The sequence below is a fragment of the Sorangium sp. So ce1036 genome (assembly GCF_051369805.1).
Lineage (GTDB): Bacteria > Myxococcota_A > Polyangia > Polyangiales > Polyangiaceae > Sorangium > Sorangium cellulosum_F.
Genome location: NZ_JBBMOX010000002.1, coordinates 466,533 through 485,774, shown reverse-complemented (window position 1 = coordinate 485,774; position 19,242 = coordinate 466,533). Strand labels below are relative to the sequence as shown.

The window sequence follows — 19,242 nt, the reverse complement described above, 5'->3', positions numbered from 1 at the left end:
CAGGCACAAGACAAGCAAAGACCACCCCGCGACATTGTCGCCGTCGAGTCGTCGCGCACCGCACACCATGGTTCACGGCCGCGCATCGGACGATGGGTCGAGCGGCAGAGAGCGGCTCACGTTCAACGAACTCGCCCCAGGACGGGCAATCGACAATAGCTCCCGAAGACAACCTCGAGGCACAACGAACAGCATCAACAGAGGAGTCATCAATGAAGAAAGCACTCATCGCATTGGTAGCCGTGGCCTTGTCGCTGATCCAGATGACCGCATCCGCGCAGCCCGCCCCACCGCTCTCCGACGTTCAGATCCTCGGCGTAACCTCGGATGGCGCAGGATACATCTGGGATGAAATCTCTTTCACTCAAACGACAGCAAGCATGCCCTTGACGGGGACCACAGGCTACATTGCGATATATGTTCAAGGGACGCAGCTCGGCTCATTCCCTGCCATCCGAAACGGAGGCAACGTCATCACAACGACCCAGGCCCTCCCAATCCAATATGTAGAAAACAGCATGGGCTACATCATCGGCGCCATTCATTACCGTCAATTCGATCTGGCGGACGTCACAACCGGCCAATTCTCAGCCACGGCAATCAATTACTACCCTCCCAATCAAAGCATCACCGATTTTCTTTATGTCCATGTGGAATGAATGAGCCCAGCAAGCACCTCTCGGCTGCCATCCGCGCCTGGCCCAGGCGCAACAGGCCCGGCGACCAGCACCTTCATCCCCACGCCACGCGTGATCTGCTGATGGCGCGCCGCTCGTGGCCCGCCTTCGCCGTGTGCTAGAAGGCCCCGTGCACTTCACCATCTGCCACGAGCTCGACGCCCCCCTCGACGCCGTCGAGCTCGCCGTGCTCTCGCCCGAGCTCGGGCCGCGCCTCGCCAGCAAGGTCGCCGCGCTCGAGAGCGTCGTGACCGTCGAGCACGCGCTCCAGGGGGGCGAGCTCCTCCGCGTCCTCCGCTTCCAGGCGAGCGCGCCGCTGCCGATCTTCAAGGGCTACCCCGTCGCCAGGGACGCCATGTCGTGGGAGGAGCGCTCCACGTACCGCCTCGCCGATCATGCCTCCTCCTGGGAGGTGACCCCGAAGGCGCAGTGGCGCAGCTATTTCCGTTCCCGGGGCACCTACCGGCTCGAGTGGCTGCCTGACGGGCGCACCCGCCGCCGCGTCGACGGCGACATCGAGATCCGCCTGCACCTGCTCGGCCCCCTCGTCGAGCGCCTCGCCCTCGCCGAGGTCCAGAGGACGTACGACGCCGAAGCGGATACGCTCCGGGAGCTCGTCAGCGCATGAACGCCCTCCAGCGCATGAACGCCCTCCAGCGCATGAACGCCCTCCAGCGCATGAACGCCCTCCAGCGCATGAACGCCCTCCAGCGCATGAACGCCCTCCAGCGCATGAACGCCCTCCCCTGCCCCGCGCGGTCGCCCCGACGCGCCCGCCCGTCCGCCGCCGCCGCGCTCCTCGCCCTGTGCGCGCTCGCCGGCGCGACCGCCGCCCACGCCGCGCCGCCCGACGGCCCCTCGCAGCCCGTCCCCGACCCGGGCAAGGCCGTCGCCAGCAGCGACGACACCTCCGCGCTCGCCGTCAACCCCGCGAACCTCGCGTTCCTGCCCGGCACCGAGCTCCGGTGGACCTGGGTCTCGACCGGCTCGGCGTCGCCGCTCCCGGCGCGCGGCCATTCGCTCGCGCTCGGCGTGCCGCTCTGGTTCCTGTCCACCGGCCTGCGCGTCGACTTCCTCGACCCGACCGGCGCCGCGGCCGCCCCGCTCGACAGCCCGTCGCGCTGGGTCCGCTGGGGCCTCGCGCTCGACGCCGGGCCCACCCTCGCCTTCGGCACCACGCTCGGCTGGAGCAGCTCCGACGCGCCCGCCCTCGACAGCCACTTCTCCCTCACCAGCGGCGTCACCGTCCGGCCCGCCCCCTGGCTCTCGCTCTCGGCCGTCGCCCGCGACTGGAACCGGCCCGAGAGCCGCCTGCGCGACGCGATCGAGCGCAGCTACGACCTCGGCGTCGCCGTGCGCCCCTTCGGCGGCCGGCGCGCGCTCGAGATCGGCCTCGAGACCGCCTACGCCGAGGGCCGCGACCCCGGCGAGGGCGGCGCCTGGGCGCCGCGGGCCACGCTCGCGATGCGGGTGCCGTACGTGGGCACGCTCCGCGGCGACGTGACGCTGCGCGACCTCGAGGCCGACGGCGGCCCGCGGATCGCCGCCATGGCCGGCCTCGACATCAACGTCGACGAGGCGCAGCTCTCGGCCGGCGGCGTCTTCGGCGACGCCCTCACGAAGAGCGGCGCCGGCTTCTACGCCGGCGTCGCGCTCCGCAGCTTCACCGAGCCGGGCGTCCGGCTGCCCGCCCGCGTCGTCCGGGTCCGCCTCGACTCGACCCCCGGCGTCCGCCGGCACACGCACTTCCTCCAGCAGCTCTGGCGCCTCGCCGACGACCCCGAGGTCGCCGGCGTCGCGCTCGTCCTCCGCGCCGAGCCGGCCAGCTCGCTCGCCCACGCCGAGGAGGTCGCCGACGCGGTCCGCGAGCTGCGGCGCCGCGGCAAGAAGGTCGTCTGCCACCTCGAGGACAACGGCGGCCGCTCGCTCCACGTGTGCTCGCAGGCCGACGCCATCGCGATGAACCCCGCGGGCGGCCTGCGCTTCTCCGGCATCTCGTCGAGCTACTTCTACTTCGGCGGCCTCCTCAAGAAGCTCGGCGTGCAGGCCGACTTCGTCCGCATCGGCCCCCACAAGCTCGCCCCCGAGCAGTTCGCGCGCGAGGGCAGCACCCCGATCGGCAAGGACGACCACCAGGCGCTGCTCGACCGGCTCAACGACACCTTCCTCCGGACGGTGAGCGCCGGCCGCCGCATCCCGGTGGAGGAGCTCCGGCGGCGGCTCGCCCGCGGCCCGTTCCTCGCGCAGGAGGCGCGGCTGAACGGGCTCGTCGACCTGCTCGCCTACGACGACGAGCTCGGCCGCGTCGTCGACGAGGTGATGGGACGCGCGTCCCGCCTGACGGACGACGCCCCGGACGACGCGGCGCCGGAGCGCTGGGGCCGCTCGCCCAGGGTCGCGCTCGTCTACCTCGACGGCGACATGATCGACGGCGAGAGCCGGTCGGTCCCGCTCCTCGGCGTCAAGCTCGCCGGCTCGTACACGGTCGCGGGCGCGCTGCGGCGCGCGCGCGAGGACGCGAGCGTCCGCGCCGTCGTGCTCCGCGTCGAGACCGGCGGGGGCTCGACCCTCGCGTCCGACGTCATCCTCCGCGAGGCGATCCTCACGGCGCGCGTCAAGCCGCTCGTCGTCTCCATGGGCTCGCAGGCGGCGAGCGGCGGCTACTACGCGTCCGTCGCCGGCAGCCCGATCTTCGCCAACCCGTCCACGATCACCGGCTCCATCGGCATCTTCTACGGCAAGGTCGACGTCACCGGGCTCCTCGAGAAGATCGGCGTCCGGGTGGAGACGCTCCGCTCCGCGCCCCGCGCCGACGCCGAGTCGCTCTACCGGCCGTTCACCGACGACGAGCGCGAGCAGCTCGGCATCAAGGTCAAGCAGCTCTACGATCGCTTCGTGGCCCGCGTCGCCGAGGGCCGCCGCATGACGCCCGACGAGGTCGACGCCGTCGCGCGCGGCCGCGTGTGGACCGGCGCCCAGGCCCTGGAGCGCCGGCTGGTCGATCGCGTCGGCGGGCTCCGCGAGGCCATCGCCGAGGCGCGCAGGCTCGGGAAGCTCCCCGACGACGCGCCCCTCCTCGCGCTCCCCGAGGAGGGCACGTCGCTCCTCGGCATGGCCCTCGGCCTGGTCGGCTTCTCGGCGAGCGCGCAGGGCGAGCTCGCGGCGGCGACCCTCCCGCCCGTCATGCTCGACGCCGCGCGCGCCCTCGCGCCGTTCCTCGTGTTCGGCGCGGACCGGCCGCTCGCGCGCAGCGAGTTTGCCGGCGAGATCTCGTTCGGCGCCCCGGCCTCGGCCCGCGAGGGCGAGCCCGGCCTCCGCGCGGCGGGGGCGCCCTGAGCCCATGGATGCGCCCGTGATCGCCGCGCCGCCGGTGCTCGACGCGCGCGCCGCGCCGCCGCTGCTCGACGCGCGCGCCGCGCGCGTCGCCGTGGACGACGTGGTCGCGCTCGACGGGCTCACCGCGACGACGCGCGGCGACCGCGTGCTCTGCGCCGGCGACACGGGGGCGCTCTTCGCGGCGCTCACGGGCATCCCGCGCTCGGCCTCCCGGCGGCCGGCGGCGGGCGCCGCGGCCGACGACGCGCAGGACGCGGCGCCCGGCGAGGCGCGCGTCGTCGCCGGGCGGCTCGCGATCGCGGGCCGCGACGTCGCGCGCGCCGCCCACCGCGCGGCGTGCGGGGCGGCGCCGCTCGACCCGCCGCTGCCGCTCGCCTGGACCGCCGAGGCCTACGTCGGCTGGGGCGCCCGGCTCGCGGGCGCCACGGCGCGCGCGGCCGCCGAGCTGGCGCCGGTCGCCCTCGCGCGCGTGGGCCTCGGGGCCGCCGGCAAGCGCGCCGTCCGGACGCTCGCGCTCCCCGAGCGCCGCGCGCTCGTCCTCGCCCAGGCCATCGCGACCGCGCCGGCCGTCCTGATCGCCGAGGATCCGCTCGTCGGCCTCGACGACGGCGCCGCCGCCTTCGTCCTCGCCGCGCTCGCGGGCGCCACCGAGGGCCGCGGCGCGCTGCTCACGGCCGCGCGCCTCGACGTGGACGGGCCCCGGGGCGCCGTGGTGCGCGGCGCCACCGACGTCCTCGTGCTCGCCGGCGGCGAGCTCGCGTTCGCGGGCGCGTTCGCGGAGATCGCCGCCGGGGGCCGCACCTACGCCCTCACGGTCCGCAGCAACGCCGAGCCGCTCCGCGAGGAGCTCGCCGCCCGGGGCATCGCGCTCCGGGGGGGGCCGGCGCGCTTCTGCGCCGCGCTGCCCGAGGGCGCGACCCCCCGCGACGTGGTCCTGGCCGCGGCGCGCTGCCGCGCCGCGATCGTCGAGCTCACCCCCCTCTTCTGAGGGCCTCGGATCGAGCGTCCACCGGAGCGCAGGCCACGCAGCGGCTGTGGTGCTCGGCGCAGCCGCCGCTCCGCGGGCGACGAGCCCGGGGCTTTGTCGTGGCGCTCCTGGTCCGGGGCGTCAGTCGATGAAGTCGTCGAGGAAGATGGCGCTCCGGCCCTCGGGGACGCAGGTCGTCCAGTCGATCTGCGCCTGCGCGAGCGGGTAGTGGTAGGGGACGCCCGTCGCGGCGGCGAACCCCTCGGCGCCGCCCATGCGCAGGTGCGGCGCGAGCTCGTCGCGGGGCACGGCGAACATCTCCTCGAGAACGACGAGCTGCTCGGTGGTCGGCGAGGTGGACGCGCGGATGAGCTCCTCGTCGCCCTCGAACCGGAAGTAGGGGAAGCGGGGGTCCGTGAACAGGAAGTGGATCTGCTTGCCGTGCAGCGCGAGATCGAGGCTCCAGAGCTCCGGATCGGTGTCGATCTCGATGCGAAGCACCCGCGGGAAGATCCGGGCGAGGCGATCGAGGGTCGCGTCGTCCGTCAACACGGCGGCCCAGCGGCGGGCGGGCGGGAGCGCCTCGACCTCCTGCCAGGTGGGCTTGATGGAGTGGTTCTCGCCGTAGAAGAAGGACGAGCCCTCGACCTCTTCCACGAAGACGATCGAGCGGATGCGGTGGGCCTCCAGCGTGCGCCGGAGCGCGTGGAGCGACGGCGCCTGGATGGCGAAGTACTCGGTGTACTCGGTGCCCATGATGAACTTCCTCCTCCCCTCCGCACACGACGGCTCACTTGCCGTCGAAGCGGAAGAGCCAGGCCATGCTGGCGTCCATGTCCATGCGCCCCGGGCCGCCCAGATGAAAGGCGTAGTATTTGGCGATCTGGATCTTCTTGAGCACCTTAGCAAGCGTGACGTAGTGCTGCGGCCAACGGCCCGCTTGCGCGTCGCCGATCTGGGGCTTGTGACCGGCTTGGATCATGAGGCCACCGTCGTACGGATAGAAGGTGAAGTTGTCATCCAGTCGAATACGTAGATAGTCGATCCCTCCCGCTGCCTCGATCCATCTGTCGCCGAGGATGGTGAGCCAGTTTACACCCTTGATGCCGTCCGTCAGATGGATGCCGTGCCCTATGCGATCCTCTACCTCCAATCCGGGAAAGCGCTCGGCGAGTTCACGGACGGCGGGTTGGAAGCGATCGCTGGTCCCGAGGTCGAGCGCCTCGAGAATACCAGTGCCTCCATATCCGCTCAAGGGCTTGATACGTTCACATACTTTGAGCACGAAACCTGGGAACGTGCCGCGGTGTTCACCAAACCAGAGCAACGGCAGGTATACTTGAAAGAATCCCACGCCTCTCTTGATCGCGTTCGGGCCAAAGGCGCTCACCTGAAACTCACTTGCGTCGGTCGCGAGCTCTCCGCCATGGAATCCCAAGGACCAGCTCTCTGATTCTTTGTGCTGAGGCAACCACTCGCTGGGCAATTTCACGCGACCTGAGTCAATCGGATACAGCCGCCCTGTCTTCGGCTGCTTTGACCACCGCAAGTGCTCGCGGAACTCTTGAAGATAGTCTTCTGCAACCACTGCGACAGCCTCGCGTGCCGCGCGGGTCCACGGCTGCTCGAAGAAGACGGTCGCGAGCATGCCAATCCTCAAGGCTGGCCGTCCCTTGCCGTCTCGTATACAGAAGATCTGTGACAGATTCTTTTCGTCTTCTTCGGGTAAGGTCAACATTGTTGCTCCTTACGCTGTCATGGTGTCGACTTGGGCGCCAAAAGCGGTGCAAGCAGTGGTGCGAGCTTCTGCGCAAGGCGTGCCAGCGTCGGTGGAATCAGAACATCATCAGCCTGGCCGCCTACCGCATCGTCAAGGATCAGGACAAGCAGTGCGACTGCCAATACTGCGGCCTCGACAATGTCCTTGGTCGCGACGGAACCACGAGCCGGTACCTGTTGCTCGTTGTCCTCGGCACATCCACACGTTGCCGGCGTCCACACCTCGAAGGGTGCAGCTCCAGCGATGCGCTTGTAATCGTCTCTCTGATCGTCATCGAGAATATCCGGCGGGAACTTGACCTCGACCACCTTCTTGAGGTTGTCCTGCGTCGGCGGCTTCGTCGGCTCCTTCAGGATCACCACGTCCGGCACGTTCGACCCGCCCGGCTTGCCCTCGGTCGGCCGCCACGGCTCCTTCTTGCTCATGATGGGCGCCGGCGGCCTCTGGCTCATGTCGTACGGCACCTCCGCCTTGATGGTGCTCCGCCCCCCCAGCGCCTTATCCTAGGCCCTCAGCCGCCTTGTCACGCAGTCGGACGGCCGCGTCCCGCCCCGCCCGGTCCGGCCGGCGCGGACGTCCTTGCAGGTGCAGATCGCGTCGCAGACGACCGCCTGCTCGGTGTCCACGCCCGGGCTCATCGGCACCGCCGGCCAGAAGGCGAGCACCGGCAGGTGCCGCTTCGCCTTCGGCGCCTCCGCCGCGCCCGCGATCCCCGGCCGCTCCGGCGGCGCCGGGTCGCTCCCCGCGCCCGCCCCGGGCGCGCCGCCCTTCTGGATGAGCACCGCGCCGCCGTCGATCACCACGCCGCCGGCGGTGATCCGGACGAACCCGCCGGGCGCCTTGAGCGTGATGTCCGGCGCCTCCAGCACGATGGGCCCGCCGGCCGCCACGTGGACGGCGCCGCCCACCATGGCCGCATAGCGCCCGCCGATCTCCTCGTGACGATCTCCGCCCACCGTGGCCGAGAGCGAGCCGCGGATCTCCGCCCGCTCCTCCCCGTGGACCGTCCGGTGCAGGCTGCCTCCGATCTCCTCGCGGCGGCTTCCGCCGAGCGCGATGTCCTCCTCGCCCCGCACGAGCCGCGAGCGGTGGCGGCCCACCGTGAACCGCTCGTCGTTGCGGATCAGGCTCTCCTTGTCGCGCTCGGCGCGCTCGTAGAAGCGCTCCTGCCCGCGCTGGTCCTCGAAGCTGATCTCGTTGAACCCGTCGTCGCCGCCCGGCGTGCTCTGGCTCCGCCAGACGGCGCGCGTCGCGTGCCGCGGCAGCGCGTAGGGCGGCGGCGTGAGCGCGTTCGGGGCGCGGCCGAGGATCACCGGCTCGTCCGGGTTGCCCTCCAAAAAAGCCGACGAGGACCTCCTGCCCGACGCGCGGCACCGTCCACAGCCCGAAGCCCGCGCCGGCCCAGCCCTGGTTGACGCGGATCCAGCACGAGCTCTGCTCGTCGCGCGTGCCCTCGCGATCCCACGGGAAGCGCACCCGCACGCGGCCGTACTCGTCGGTGAAGATCGCGCGCCCCGGCGGCCCCGTCACCACGGCGCACTGCACGCCCGGGATCACGGGCCGCGGCGTCACGCGCGGCGGGTAATACGGCCGATCGGCCGGGGTGGCCTCCACCCGCGCTCGCCACGGTCGATCCACCTCGGCGTCCAGCGCGACGCGGGTCACGAGCAGCCCGCGGCGCTCGTCGAGAGCAGGAACGCGGGGTTGCGGAAGTCCCGATCCCGCGTCGCGACCGCCGCGGTGCGCGCCTCGCGCGCGACCGCCACGCGCGTGACGAACTCCACGAAGGGCGCGTCGCCCGGGGCGTCGAGGTACGTCAGCGGAGGGCCGGGCCGCGGCGGCGACGCGCACGGCGCGTCGTGCACCACGAGCACCGAGCCGCGGTGAGCGTCGGACTCGAAGGTGAAGGTGAGCCCTGCCTCCTCGCACAGCCGGCACAAGAAGGCGTAGTCGGTCTCGCCGTACTGGACCTTGTACTCGAGCGGCGGGAACGCGGCGTGATCGAGGCGGAGATCGTGGACGACCGCGAACTCGTCGAGCAGGCGGCCAAGGATCTCCGGCACGGAGGCGCGCTGGAAGATGCGGCAGTCGCGGCGCAGGGTGAGCAGGTGCAGGCGGGGGACGAGGCGGACCGCGTAGGTGCTGAGCCCGGAGGGCTCGACGCCGATCTGCTCGACGGCCTCGCAAAGGCCCGTGTAGAGGCGCCGGCCTCCGCGGCTCGAGCGTGATGGCTGCGCTCGCGCGCTCGGGCCGATCTGGAGCACGCGCGCAGGGGAATCCGCCTGTCCTGCGTCGGCGCCGCATGATCCACCGGTCCTGATGGGCCCCGCCTCGGACGGCTTCCCAGGTCCGCTCCCTCCGGAGGAAGAAGCAACCGTTTGGACATGGGTGGATCCAGGATACCTCCTCTCCGGAGGGAGACAGGAGCGCGCCCTCGTCGCCGCTGTTCGCTCCCGCCGGGCGCCGTAGTACCGTGGGCGCGATGTCAACCGAACGCGCATCCGCCGCAAACCCGCCCTTCGCCTCGACCCCGCCGCCCGCCGCGACCCCGCCGTCCGCCGCCGCCGCTCAGGTCACGCCGGGCGGCCCGGCCCCCGGAGGCCGCCTCGCCGTGCTCACCGCGTTCGCGGTGGGCGCGTCGTGGATCCCGGTCCCGGTGCTCCCCGAGCGGATGCTGCTGCGCATCCGCGGCGCCATCGCGCAGGATATCGTCGCCCGCCACGGCCTCAGCCTCACCACCGACGCGCGCGCGGTCCTCGCCCAGCCCGGGCAGGACCAGACCACGTTCCGCAGGGCCGCGCTGCTCGTCACGCGGGAGGTGCTCCGGCGGCTCTACCCGGCCCAGGCGGTCGCGGCCGCCGCGCGCGGCCTCGAGGTCTACGCCCTCGGCCACCTCCTGAACCGCTACCTCACGCGCGTCCGGAAGACCGGCGCCGTCCGCGTCCAGGCGGACGAGGCGCGCCGGATCCGCGACGCCATCGACCGCGCGGTGCGGCGCTCGCTGTCCCCGGCGCTCCGCCCGAGCCTCACCATCCTGCCGGGCGGCGCGGAGGACCTGCGCGACGAGTTCACGCGCTGGATCGACACGTTCCTGCTCGCGGGCGCCGCCGTGCCCGAGTACATCGAGCGCCGCCTCGACGCGGCGTTCGACGAGATCGTCGCGACCGGCTTCCCTCATGACTGACCCCGAGGATCGAACCGCCCAGTCCGGCGCGCCCGGCGACGGCCCCGCGGCCGAGGGCGCGCCCCTGGGCGAGCAGGGCGCGCGCGCCGCGCTCCGGCGCTGCCGCCGGATCATCGTCAAGATCGGGTCGAAGAGCCTCGCCGGCGACGCCTGGGATCGGCTCGCCGCCGAGGTGGCCGCGCTCCGCGGCCGCGCGGGCCGGAGCCTCGTCATCGTGTCGAGCGGCGCCATCGCGCTCGGCGTGGCGAAGCTCGGGCTGAGGTCGCGGCCGAAGGACATGGCGTGGCTCCAGGCCGCGGCCGCGGCGGGCCAGAGCGTGCTGATGCAGCGGTACGAGGAGGCCTTCGGCAAGGTCGGCCTGCTCGTCGCGCAGGTGCTGCTCACGCACGCCGACCTCGCGGATCGCACCCGCACGAACAACGCGAGGAACGCCCTGGCCGCGCTGCTCGAGGCGGGCGCCATCCCGATCATCAACGAGAACGACGCCGTGGCGGTCGAGGAGATCAAGTTCGGCGACAACGACCAGCTCGCGGCGATGGTGACGCCGCTGTGCGAGGCCGACCTCCTGATCCTGCTCTCGGACGTCGAGGGCCTGCTCGACCGCGAGGGGCGGCGCGTCCCGCTCGTGCGCAGCGTCGCGCGCGAGGCGCGGCACCTCGCCGGCGCGTCGACCTCGGGCGTCGGCACGGGCGGCATGGCCAGCAAGGTGGAGGCGGCGCGGCGCGCCACGCTCGCGGGCTCGCACGTGGTCATCGCCGGCGCCCGCGAGCCGAGCATCGTGACGCGCATCCTCGCGGGCGAGGACGTCGGCACGCTCTTCACCGCGGTGCCGCAGCGGCTCAGCGCGCGCAAGCACTGGATCGCCTACACGCTGCGCCCGCGCGGGGCGATCCTCGTCGATCGCGGCGCGGCCGAGGCGATCGGCACGAAGAACCGGAGCGTGCTCGCGGTCGGGGTCCTCGGCGTGCGGGGCACCTTCCTGCCGGGCGACGCCGTGGCCGTCTTCGACCCGGAGGGCACCGAGATCGCGCGCGGGCTCGCCCGGATGTCCGCGGGCGACGCCGCGCGCATCGCGCGGAAGAAGCGCGACGAGTCCGGCGACGACGTGGTCGTGCACCGCGACGACCTCGTGGTGCTCCCGACCGAGTAGGCCGCCGCCCGCCCGGCCGCGGTGTGGGCGCGAAGGCCACACGGCCGGCGGGCCGGGCACGCCGTGAACGGCCGCGTCGGCGCTCCGCGCGTGCCGGCGCGACCGCCCGCGGCGCGACCGGCGCGAGCGCGCGTCGTTGACGATCGCGGGAACCTCCGCGCTGCCCGGATGTCGTTCCTTGCCTGGAGGTTGGCTGATGCGCCCTTGGCTGTTCGTCGTCAACGGCATGGTCCTCGCCGGGATCGCCCTCACCGTCGGGGTCGGCCCGAGCCTCAGGGCCTCGCGGCTGCTCCCGCCGCGCGCGGCGGCGGGGCACGAGGATCTCGCGGCGCTCGAGGCCCGCTACGCTGCGGACCCGACGCCGGCCAACGTGACGACGCTCGCCGCCGCCTACCTGGAGCACGGGCAGCCCGGGCTCGCCTCCTCCGCGCTCGACGCGGCGCCCCACGAGGTGCGCGCGCTCCCCGAGGCCGCGCACCTCTCGGCCCGCGCCCTGTTCCGCCGCGGTCGCGCCCGCGAGGCGCTCGCCGCGGCCGAGCAGGCCTCGGCGGCCTGCTCGAGCGGCGCCTGCCCTGCGTGGCTCGCCGCGAAGACCGCGCGCCAGCGCGCCTTGCTCGAGCAGATCGTCGCCGCGGGCGTCGAGGACCCGCAGGCCGACCCGGCGGCCGTCCTCGCCGCCTACGAGCGCGGCGCGAGCGAGGTGCGCCTTGTCGCCTTGCGTTGAACCCGCACAGGCGAGACGGCCGGGGGCGGCGATCGTCGGGGCCGCATCCAAGCTTGGAGACCGCGTCGTTGTCGAATGACGGCTCACTCCTTATGCCGTAGTCTCACGTCTTGCTCGGCGCGTTCACACCGGGGGCGCTGTCCGATGAAACCACCGGTTGCGCTTGGGAGGGTCTCCCTCAGGTGGAACAGCCGCAGGCACGCACGCCGGGCGCCCTCGCGCCCGCATCGAGGGGATCGTTCCGCGGCGGCGCCGCCGCCGCCGCGCTGGCCCTCGCCGCCGCCGCGGGCTGCGCGCGTCCGATCACCAACGCCGGGCTGGCCATCCCGGCGGCGCGGCCCGGCCTGGAGCAGCGCCCGATCGACCTGCGGCCGCCGTTCGAGCTCGCCACGAACGAGGACGCCATCGTCCGCATCGTCACCGACGTGACCTGCACGGGGACGCTCATCACCGAGGACCTCGTGCTCACCGCGCACCACTGCGTCGCGGCGCGGGACGAGAGCGGCAGGACGCTGCGCCGCGATCAGGAGCCCGAGCGCATCGCGATCGAGCTCGGGGGCGATCACCTGCCCTGGGGCGACGTCACGGTCCGCGCGGTCGTGTCGCCGGACTGCGGGTACACGTCGGGCGAGGGCGACATCGCCATCCTCGTGCTGTCGCGCCGGCTGATCGGCATCCCGACGCTCGCGCCGCGGCTCGAGGCCGAGCCGAGGCTCGAGGAGCAGGTGACGCCGTACGGCTTCGGCCGCTGCGCGCTCTCGCGCGATCCGGTCCACCTCGTGCCGCGGCCGGGCGGCGCCGTCGACGCCGTGAACCCCGCGCACTTCGTCGCGACGGCCTCGATCTGCCCCGGCGACTCGGGCGGGCCGGCGCGCAGCGACCTGGGGGGCGATGTCGTCGGCGTGATCTCGGCGAGCGTGATGGACGGGGACGAGCTCACGACCGGCGTCTCGTATTTCAGCCGCCTCGACGTGTGGCCCGAGCTCTTCTCCGCGGCGCGCGAGATCGCCGCGGGCGCGAGCCCGAGCGAGCTGCCGCCCTACCGGAGCTGCCGGCGGTGACGTCGCCGCGGCCTCGGCGAGCGCCCCTCGCCCGCCGCCCGGGCCGCGCCAGGCCCGCGTCGCGCCAGGTTCGTCCCCGGGCGACAACGTACTAGGCTTCCGGGGCCGCATGAGGAAGCTGTTCAACGGGCTGCTCTGGACCCTCGGCCTGCTGGTCGTGATCGGCGTCGCGCTCCGGGCGCTCGTCCTCGACGTCTGGACGGTGCCGAGCGACCCGATGCTGGGCGCCGCCATCGCGCCGAGCCTCGCGCCGGGCGACACGGTCGTGGTGCTGACGCGGGGCACGCCCGGCTTCGGCGAGCTGGTGCGGTGCCCCGATCCCGAGGCCCCGGGCAGGTACATCGTCGGCCGGATCGCGGGCGTGGCGGGCGACACGGTCGAGGTCGATCACGGCACCTTGGTCGTGAACGGGAAGCGCTACGACTCCGAGCGCGCGTGCGTCGAGCCCAGGATGACCATCGACGATCCGGCGACGGGCAAGGAGGTCGCGCTGTCGTGCGACATGGTGATGATGGGCGGCGGCCTCCACCTCCGGGCGGTCGGGCGCCGCCCCCCGCTCGAGCGCCCCCGGCGCGTGGACGTGCGACCCGGGACGGTCTTCCTGCTGAGCGACAACCGGAGTTACCACGACGACTCGCGCGATTTCGGCCTGATGCCGCGCGAGGCGTGCGGCGAGCGGATCGTCTTCCGGCTCTGGGGGAGCGGGGGCCTCCGCGACGAGGAGCGGCGCTTCACCTACGTGCGCTGACGGCAGGATCACCTCGAGCTTGACCCCTCCGCGCTCCGACGTCTAGAACCGTTGTCTCTCTCCACCCGGGTCGGGCGTCGAACGCACGTCGCGGTCCGGGCTCCGGCCGGGTTGCTTCAATCGGTCGTGGGTCCGCCCAGGCGGGCCTCCACTGGCGCGGGTCGGGGAGCCGCGACGTCGCGGTCCTCCAATGCACCGAGGAGACGTTTGCACACCGAGCAGCACGAGATCGGCATCGTCTGTGGCCAGTGCGACCTGTGGAGCCCGATGGGCACCGCGCGTTGCCCTGAGTGCGCGAACGACTTGGCCCTGTTCACGTCGCGCCAGGCGAGCTCGCCTGCCCTGTCGGTCCGGCGTCCTCCGTCCTCCGGCGCCGCCGGGGGTGTGCGGCCGGAGGCCCGGCTCGCCCCGACGAGCTCGCGCGGCCCGGGGCGGAGCCCCAAGACCCCCTCGTCCAAGAGCGAATTCGCCGAACTCTCCCAGGAGGAGCTGATGGAGCAAGCCCGTAACTACGTCTGCCGTTCCTGCTCGAGCAGTGTTCCCTCGGGCCACAAGTTCTGCGGGAGGTGCGGGACGGCGGTGCCGCCCGAGATCCTCAACGCGCAGACGCTCTTCTTCGGGGACATGCAGAACCCGGCGAAGGCGAAGCTGATCCTCATCCGCGGCGAGGGCATGGATGGGCTCTCCTTCCACCTCAAGGCCGAGCAGCACATCGTCGGCCGCAACGGGCAGCTCGTCTTCCCGGACGATCCGTTCGTCTCGCCGAAGCACGCGAACTTCTTCTACCGCGACGGCAAGCTGGTGGTGCGCGACGAGGGCTCCCTGAACGGCGTGTACATCCGCGTGCGCGGCACGATCGACATCACGCCGGGCGACACGTTCCTCGCCGGCGAGCAGCTCTTCCGGCTCGATCCGACGCCGCGCGCCTCCGACGGCCAGGACCCGGACGGGACGTTCTTCTACTCCTCGCCGAAGCACCCGAGCCCGTTCCGCCTCACGCAGGTGCTCCAGGGCGGCGCGATCGGCATGACGGTCTGCGCGCGCGGCAGCTCGCTGCAGGTCGGGCGCGAGGGCGGCGACCTGAACTTCCCGGTCGATCTGTACATGTCGGGCTCGCACTGCCGGCTCGAGGAGCACAACGGCAAGTTCACGCTCACCGATCTCAACAGCCGCAACGGCACGTACGTGCGCATCAAGAGCGAGCGCGAGCTCGCCCACGGCGACTACCTGTTCATCGGGCGCAAGCTCCTGCGGGTCGAGCTCAACACCAACTAGCTCCGCCCGAGGGGGCCCGTCGCCCGGCGAGGCTGGGACAGGCGCCTGCGCCGCGCCGCGGCGGCTCCGCTTCGGGGGCGCGCGAGGCGCACGGGGCGCATTCCGCCGGGCACCGGCGCTGCGGCTCGCCTGCTACACTCGGCGTGGGCCGGTCGACCCCGGGCGCGCGTCCGCGCCGGTGCGATCTCCTCCGGAGGCTCTCTCGCCCATGACCACCGCTCGCTGGCCCCTCGACGTCTTCCACGCCGGACCGGTCGCCGCGGGCGCGACGCTGTGGCGCAGCCGCGGCCAGCTCCACGTGACCATCGTCGCCAAGGCCACCTTCGCGATGGTCCCCGGCGGCGACGCGCGGCAGATCGACCCGCTCGACGTGGTCCGGGGCGAGATCCATGCGCGGGGCAACCCGATGTCGCCGCTCGTCGCGGCGAGCGAGCTCGCGCCGTGGCTGGAGCGCGCCGAGGTGGTGCTCACGGGCCACGCGTGGGCGCCGGGCGGGGCGCCGGTCCGGCGCATGCCGGTGCGGCTCGCGATCCTGCGCGGAGCGGCGGCGCTGGTCGACAAGCGCCTCGAGGTCGTGGGCGATCGGACGGCCGTCGCGGGGGCGCCGAGCCCGGAGCCCGAGCCGTTTGTGAAGATGCCGATCGAGTACCAGCGCGCCTGGGGCGGCCCCGGCGATCCGGAGAACCCCTTCGGCGTCGGCGGCCTGGAGGACACGGGCGGCAGGACGCCGCTGCCCAACGTGCTGCCGCCGGACGGGCGGCGCGCGCCGATCGGCCTCGGGCCGATCCCGTCGATCGTGCCGAGCCGGACGCGCCTGCTCCGCGGCCTCGCGCGCGCCGAGCTGGAGGGGGTGGCGTCGATCCCGGACGGCTTCGACTGGTCGTATTACCAGTCGGCGCCCGCGGATCAGCGCTTCGACCGGGTGCTCGGCGGCGAGCAGATCGTGCTGGAGGGCCTGCGCCCGCATCACCCGGCGCTGACCACGCGGCTGCCGCCGCTGCGGGCGCTCGCGACCATCCACCTGCCGAACGGCGCGGCGCGGTCGTTGCCGCTCCCGGGCGACATGCTGATCGTGCAATCCGACGCCGGGCGCTGCGCGGTGGTCTTCCGCGGGAGCTTCCAGGTGGCGTCGGCGCAGGCGCTCGCCACGCTGCGCGTCGCGGTGGGCGTCGCGGTGGGGGGCCAGCCGGTGCCGTGGCCGGACGTCACCGAGGTGCTCGCGCGCGCGCCCGTCGCGGGCGCCATGCCCGAGGGCGCGAAGGCGGCGGACTGGAGCTCCACGGTGCGGCTCGAGGACGACGACATCGAGGACGTCACGGACGATGTTGCGGTCGCGCAAGCGAACCCCCTCGACCGCACGCTCCCGCTCGAGCGCACGCTCCCGCCGCAGGGGCAGGACGCGGTGCGCGCGCCGTTTCCGATCGCGCCTGCGGGGACGCACGGCGATCGGGAGAGCGGCGCGCCCCCGGAGGCGCCCTGGGCGGCGGGCCGTGCGTCGGTGGTCCCGGCGAGCGGGTCACCGCTGGCGGGCACGATTGACATGCTGGCGGGCACGATCGAGGTGCCCGCGCCGGTCGCCGCGCCCGCGCGAGGGGCCGCGCACGCGCCGGAGGCCACGCCCGCGCCGGAGGCCGCGCACGCGCCGGAGGCCACGCCCGCGCCGGAGGCCGCGCACGCGCCGGAGGCCACGCCCGCGCCGGAGGCCGCGCACGCGCCGGAGGCCACGCCCGCGCCGGAGGCCGCGCACGCGCCGGAGGCCACGCCCGCGCCGGAGGCCGCGCACGCGCCTGCGCCGGTCGCCGCGCCTGCGCCCGCCTTCGAGATGCTGCCCACGCCCGACCGCGGCCCGCCGGCCGAGCGTTCGCCCGGGCAGCGCGCGCCTGCCGCGGCGCCGCCTGCGCCGAAGCGCGAGCGGCCCGATCTCGTCGGCAGCCTGTACAGGCACTTCCACAAGCGCTGAGCCGGAACGAGGTGCGCAGCGATGAGGAGGGATTCGCCCCCGATACCTTCACCCTCGCGCGTCGGTGGTGCGGCCCTTTGGTGGCTCACCTCCGGGGCTTGCGTTCCGGCGAGCCCCGGAGGTGAGCCACCAAAGGGCCGCACCCCCCGCGCGCCCCCGCATCGGATACAGTGCCAGGCGAGCCGCAGAGGAGGCGCAGCGATGAACGGGGAGCCGACCGATACCCAGAGGTGCAGCGAGCCGAGCGCCGCCCCGTCCTGCGGCGAACGGACCGCTGCGAGCGCGTACCGCGCGCCGAGCGCCGTGAGAATGGGCGCGGAGTCGGCCGCCGTCCGGCCCCGCGAGGCGCCCGACGCAGGCCCACCATGCACGGAGCGGATCGCGCCTGCGGCATGCGCGGCGAGCGCGGAGGAGGCGCCCGGGCCCGAGGAGGAAGGCGCCGGGCCGTCTCCGAGCGACGGTGGCCGCATGGCTGCGCCTGCGGCGCGGGCGAGCGGCGCAAGGCCGAGGGAGGTCCCGCCATCTCCTCCGCGGGCGCGCGGCGCAATGCCGAGGGAGGTCCCGCCATCTCCTCCGCGGGCGCGCGGCGCGGCGCCGGGGGATGTCCCGCCGTCTCCTCCGCGGTCGAGCGGCGCGGCGCCGGGGAATGTCCCGCTGTCCCCGGGCGGCCCGCCGGCGCCGGAGCCCCTGCCGCACGAGGAGCGTCCCGCCGCGGAGCCGGCACCTCGCGCGACGCGCCTCGATCCGGTCGAGGCGTTCAGGGAGGCGAGGGCCGCGCTCCGAAACCGGGCTCGGCAAGCGCCCGTCCTGCGGCTCGATTCCCCGGAGTTCGCCTGCGACCACCTCCGGCTGCGCGGGGTGCACGGCAAGGAGGCCGTCGGCCAGCTCTTCTCGTTCGACATCGACGTGGTGTGCAGCGAGGGCGCCGAGCTCTCGATCGAGCAGGTGCTCGGCGCGGCCGCGTCGCTGGTGTTCGAGGTCCAGGGCGCCGAGGAACGGACCGTTCACGGGATGATCGCCGAGGTGGAGGACCGGCACGAGACGGAGGCCGCCTTCCGCTCCTACCGGCTCCGGCTCGTGCCGCGGGCGTTCCGCGCGACGCTGGTGGAGCTCCAGCAGGTCTTCCTCGATCTCAGCGTGCCGGAGCTCATCCAGCAGAAGCTCGCGTTGCTGGGGCTCGGGGCCGACGACGTGGTGATGCGCCTCTACCGCGATCACCCGGCCCGGGAGATGATCGTCCAGTACAAGGAGTCGGATCTGGCCTTCATCTCGCGGCTCGCCGAGCACCTTGGGATCTCGTTCTTCTTCGAGCACGAGTCGGGGCGCGACGTGATGGTGTTCACCGACGAGCAGGTGGGGTTTCAGCCGCTGCCGCGGGGCGACGCCGTGGTGTTCCGGCCGCGAGGCGAGCGGCGCGACGTCTTCGAGCTCAAGGAGCAGGCCAGGGCCTTCCCCGCGACGTACGTCATGCAGGAGTACAACTACCGGACGCCGAGGCTCGATCTCACGGCAGCCCACGAGTCGGCGGCGGGCCTCGGGGGCGGGGTGGTCGAGCACGGCGCCCATCACAAGACGCCGGAGGAGGGCCAGCAGCTCGCGCGGATCCGCGCGGAGGAGCGCGCCTCGTCGGGCCGTTATTTCGAGTGCGGGAGCGACGAGCTCCGGCTGATCCCGGGGGCCGTCTTCGCGCTCGAGGGCCACCCGCAGCTCGACGGGCAGCGGTTCTTGGTCGTCGAGGTGGAGCACCGCGCGGTGCAGCCGGTGGCCATCGAGGGCGCGGGCGGGCGCGAGCAGGAGTACGTGAATCGCGCGCGGCTGGTGCGCGCCGAGCAGGCCTACCGCCCCCCGCGGGCGACGCCGCGGCCGAAGATCCACGGGGTGGTGACCGCGCTGGTGGAGCCGCTCCCGGACGGCGAGATCGGGAAGCGCTCGCCGATCGACGAACAGGGGCGTTACCGGGTGCGCTTCCATTTCGACGCGGGGGATCCCGCGTCGCGCGCGTTCCCCTCGCGGCTCGTGCGGATGATCCAGCCGCACGCCGGGCCGAATTACGGCATCCATTTCCCGCTCAAGCCCGGGATCGAGGTGCTGATGGTCTTTCTGGACGGAGACCCCGACCGGCCGCTGATCGTGGGCTCCGCGCCCAACCCGATCACGCCGTCGCCGGTGACCCGCGACGTGAACCTGATGCACCGCATCGAGACGTCGACCGGCATCCTCATCGAGATGAGGGACTGCCCGTCACGCGAGTGACGGCGGTGAGCCCCCGAAGGGCCGCACCACCCGAGTGACGGCCCTCCGCCCGCCCCCCAGCGCGCCGCCGAGCGGCGGTCACCCGCACAGGAGACGGGCCCAGATCGGCGTTTTCGGCGCGCAGGCG

Annotated in this window: 18 protein-coding genes and 1 pseudogene; 13 read left to right on the top strand and 6 right to left on the bottom strand. The window is 73.4% G+C overall.

Annotation, left to right across the window (positions count from 1 at the left end; all coding sequences use genetic code 11):
- The first annotated feature begins 212 nt into the window (after window positions 1–212).
- The 4 genes from WMF31_RS38890 to WMF31_RS38875 all read left to right on the top strand — a co-directional run bounded on the left by WMF31_RS38890 (window position 213) and on the right by WMF31_RS38875 (window position 5,001).
- On the top strand, window positions 213–659 hold the full coding sequence (locus WMF31_RS38890) for a DUF4879 domain-containing protein (protein WP_436606939.1): 447 nt from the start codon (window positions 213–215) through the stop codon (window positions 657–659).
- Window positions 660–807: 148 nt separating this feature from the next.
- Window positions 808–1,305 carry a DUF2505 domain-containing protein gene (locus WMF31_RS38885; RefSeq protein WP_436606938.1) on the top strand — a complete coding sequence of 166 codons (498 nt, stop codon included), beginning with the start codon at window positions 808–810 and terminating at the stop codon, window positions 1,303–1,305.
- Window positions 1,302–4,013, top strand: coding sequence for a signal peptide peptidase SppA (gene sppA, locus WMF31_RS38880; protein WP_436606937.1), 2,712 nt, complete (start codon window positions 1,302–1,304; stop codon window positions 4,011–4,013). The genes WMF31_RS38885 and sppA overlap by 4 nt, the downstream gene beginning before the upstream one ends.
- A gap of 4 nt (window positions 4,014–4,017) precedes the next feature.
- On the top strand, window positions 4,018–5,001 hold the full coding sequence (locus tag WMF31_RS38875; RefSeq protein ID WP_436606936.1) for an ABC transporter ATP-binding protein: 984 nt from the start codon (window positions 4,018–4,020) through the stop codon (window positions 4,999–5,001).
- A gap of 120 nt (window positions 5,002–5,121) precedes the next feature.
- Here the strand turns inward: WMF31_RS38875 and WMF31_RS38870 are convergent, their stop codons facing one another.
- The 5 genes and pseudogenes from WMF31_RS38870 to WMF31_RS38850 all read right to left on the bottom strand — a co-directional run.
- The gene (locus WMF31_RS38870) at window positions 5,122–5,736 is read right to left on the bottom strand and encodes a hypothetical protein (RefSeq protein WP_436606935.1); all 615 of its coding nucleotides are present in this window, start codon (window positions 5,734–5,736) and stop codon (window positions 5,122–5,124) included.
- Window positions 5,737–5,770: 34 nt separating this feature from the next.
- Complete coding sequence (locus WMF31_RS38865) at window positions 5,771–6,628, bottom strand: type VI immunity family protein (protein ID WP_436606934.1); 858 nt, start codon at window positions 6,626–6,628, stop codon at window positions 5,771–5,773.
- Between the two features lie 107 nt (window positions 6,629–6,735).
- Window positions 6,736–7,185, bottom strand: a complete 450-nt coding sequence (locus WMF31_RS38860) for a VRR-NUC domain-containing protein (protein ID WP_436606933.1) — start codon at window positions 7,183–7,185, stop codon at window positions 6,736–6,738.
- Window positions 7,186–7,263: 78 nt separating this feature from the next.
- A complete protein-coding gene (locus WMF31_RS38855; protein WP_436606932.1) occupies window positions 7,264–8,097 on the bottom strand; it encodes a bacteriophage T4 gp5 trimerisation domain-containing protein in 834 nt (277 codons plus the stop codon).
- 40 nt (window positions 8,098–8,137) lie between these two features.
- Window positions 8,138–8,236: pseudogene (locus WMF31_RS38850) on the bottom strand (hypothetical protein); the annotation flags it as partial.
- Here WMF31_RS38850 and WMF31_RS38845 point away from each other — a divergent pair.
- Entirely contained in the window at window positions 8,208–8,345 is a 138-nt protein-coding gene (locus tag WMF31_RS38845; RefSeq protein ID WP_436606931.1) for a hypothetical protein, read from the top strand. The pseudogene WMF31_RS38850 and the gene WMF31_RS38845 sit on opposite strands and share 29 nt — an antisense overlap.
- Window positions 8,346–8,421: 76 nt before the next feature.
- On the opposite strand, the gene WMF31_RS38840 is transcribed toward WMF31_RS38845, so the two are convergent.
- A complete protein-coding gene (locus tag WMF31_RS38840) occupies window positions 8,422–9,024 on the bottom strand; it encodes a contractile injection system protein, VgrG/Pvc8 family (RefSeq protein WP_436606930.1) in 603 nt (200 codons plus the stop codon).
- A gap of 218 nt (window positions 9,025–9,242) precedes the next feature.
- Between WMF31_RS38840 and WMF31_RS38835 the strand changes: the two genes are divergently transcribed.
- The 8 genes from WMF31_RS38835 (at window position 9,243) to tssI (ending at window position 19,115) form a co-directional block, all read left to right on the top strand.
- On the top strand, window positions 9,243–9,944 hold the full coding sequence (locus WMF31_RS38835) for a hypothetical protein (protein WP_436606929.1): 702 nt from the start codon (window positions 9,243–9,245) through the stop codon (window positions 9,942–9,944).
- Window positions 9,937–11,094: a glutamate 5-kinase gene (gene proB / locus WMF31_RS38830; RefSeq protein ID WP_436606928.1), complete on the top strand. Its 1,158-nt coding sequence runs from the start codon at window positions 9,937–9,939 to the stop codon at window positions 11,092–11,094. Before WMF31_RS38835 ends, proB begins: the two co-directional genes overlap by 8 nt.
- 196 nt (window positions 11,095–11,290) lie before the next feature.
- Complete coding sequence (locus WMF31_RS38825) at window positions 11,291–11,818, top strand: hypothetical protein (protein WP_436606927.1); 528 nt, start codon at window positions 11,291–11,293, stop codon at window positions 11,816–11,818.
- Between the two features lie 182 nt (window positions 11,819–12,000).
- The gene (locus WMF31_RS38820) at window positions 12,001–12,879 is read left to right on the top strand and encodes a trypsin-like serine peptidase (protein WP_436606926.1); all 879 of its coding nucleotides are present in this window, start codon (window positions 12,001–12,003) and stop codon (window positions 12,877–12,879) included.
- 109 nt (window positions 12,880–12,988) lie between these two features.
- Window positions 12,989–13,627, top strand: coding sequence for a signal peptidase I (gene lepB / locus WMF31_RS38815; protein ID WP_436606925.1), 639 nt, complete (start codon window positions 12,989–12,991; stop codon window positions 13,625–13,627).
- 492 nt (window positions 13,628–14,119) lie between these two features.
- On the top strand, window positions 14,120–14,902 hold the full coding sequence (locus WMF31_RS38810; protein WP_436606924.1) for an FHA domain-containing protein: 783 nt from the start codon (window positions 14,120–14,122) through the stop codon (window positions 14,900–14,902).
- 208 nt (window positions 14,903–15,110) lie between these two features.
- Window positions 15,111–16,862 (top strand): DUF2169 family type VI secretion system accessory protein, encoded by a 1,752-nt coding sequence (locus WMF31_RS38805; protein WP_436606923.1) that lies wholly within the window; start codon window positions 15,111–15,113, stop codon window positions 16,860–16,862.
- Window positions 16,863–17,408: 546 nt separating this feature from the next.
- Window positions 17,409–19,115, top strand: coding sequence for a type VI secretion system tip protein TssI/VgrG (gene tssI / locus WMF31_RS38800; protein WP_436606922.1), 1,707 nt, complete (start codon window positions 17,409–17,411; stop codon window positions 19,113–19,115).
- Window positions 19,116–19,242: the final 127 nt, after the last annotated feature.

Excerpts from the sequence above, each read along its gene's own strand:
- WMF31_RS38890 (WP_436606939.1), top strand. The coding sequence starts at position 213 with ATGAAGAAAGCACTCATCGCATTGGTAGCCGTGGCCTTGTCGCTGATC.
- sppA (WP_436606937.1), top strand. The coding sequence starts at position 1,302 with ATGAACGCCCTCCAGCGCATGAACGCCCTCCAGCGCATGAACGCCCTC.
- WMF31_RS38875 (WP_436606936.1), top strand. The coding sequence starts at position 4,018 with ATGGATGCGCCCGTGATCGCCGCGCCGCCGGTGCTCGACGCGCGCGCC.
- WMF31_RS38870 (WP_436606935.1), bottom strand. The coding sequence starts at position 5,736 with ATGGGCACCGAGTACACCGAGTACTTCGCCATCCAGGCGCCGTCGCTC.
- WMF31_RS38865 (WP_436606934.1), bottom strand. The coding sequence starts at position 6,628 with ATGCTCGCGACCGTCTTCTTCGAGCAGCCGTGGACCCGCGCGGCACGC.
- WMF31_RS38860 (WP_436606933.1), bottom strand. The coding sequence starts at position 7,185 with ATGAGCAAGAAGGAGCCGTGGCGGCCGACCGAGGGCAAGCCGGGCGGG.
- WMF31_RS38835 (WP_436606929.1), top strand. The coding sequence starts at position 9,243 with ATGTCAACCGAACGCGCATCCGCCGCAAACCCGCCCTTCGCCTCGACC.
- proB (WP_436606928.1), top strand. The coding sequence starts at position 9,937 with ATGACTGACCCCGAGGATCGAACCGCCCAGTCCGGCGCGCCCGGCGAC.
- WMF31_RS38825 (WP_436606927.1), top strand. The coding sequence starts at position 11,291 with ATGCGCCCTTGGCTGTTCGTCGTCAACGGCATGGTCCTCGCCGGGATC.
- lepB (WP_436606925.1), top strand. The coding sequence starts at position 12,989 with ATGAGGAAGCTGTTCAACGGGCTGCTCTGGACCCTCGGCCTGCTGGTC.
- WMF31_RS38810 (WP_436606924.1), top strand. The coding sequence starts at position 14,120 with ATGGAGCAAGCCCGTAACTACGTCTGCCGTTCCTGCTCGAGCAGTGTT.
- WMF31_RS38805 (WP_436606923.1), top strand. The coding sequence starts at position 15,111 with ATGACCACCGCTCGCTGGCCCCTCGACGTCTTCCACGCCGGACCGGTC.
- tssI (WP_436606922.1), top strand. The coding sequence starts at position 17,409 with ATGCCGAGGGAGGTCCCGCCATCTCCTCCGCGGGCGCGCGGCGCGGCG.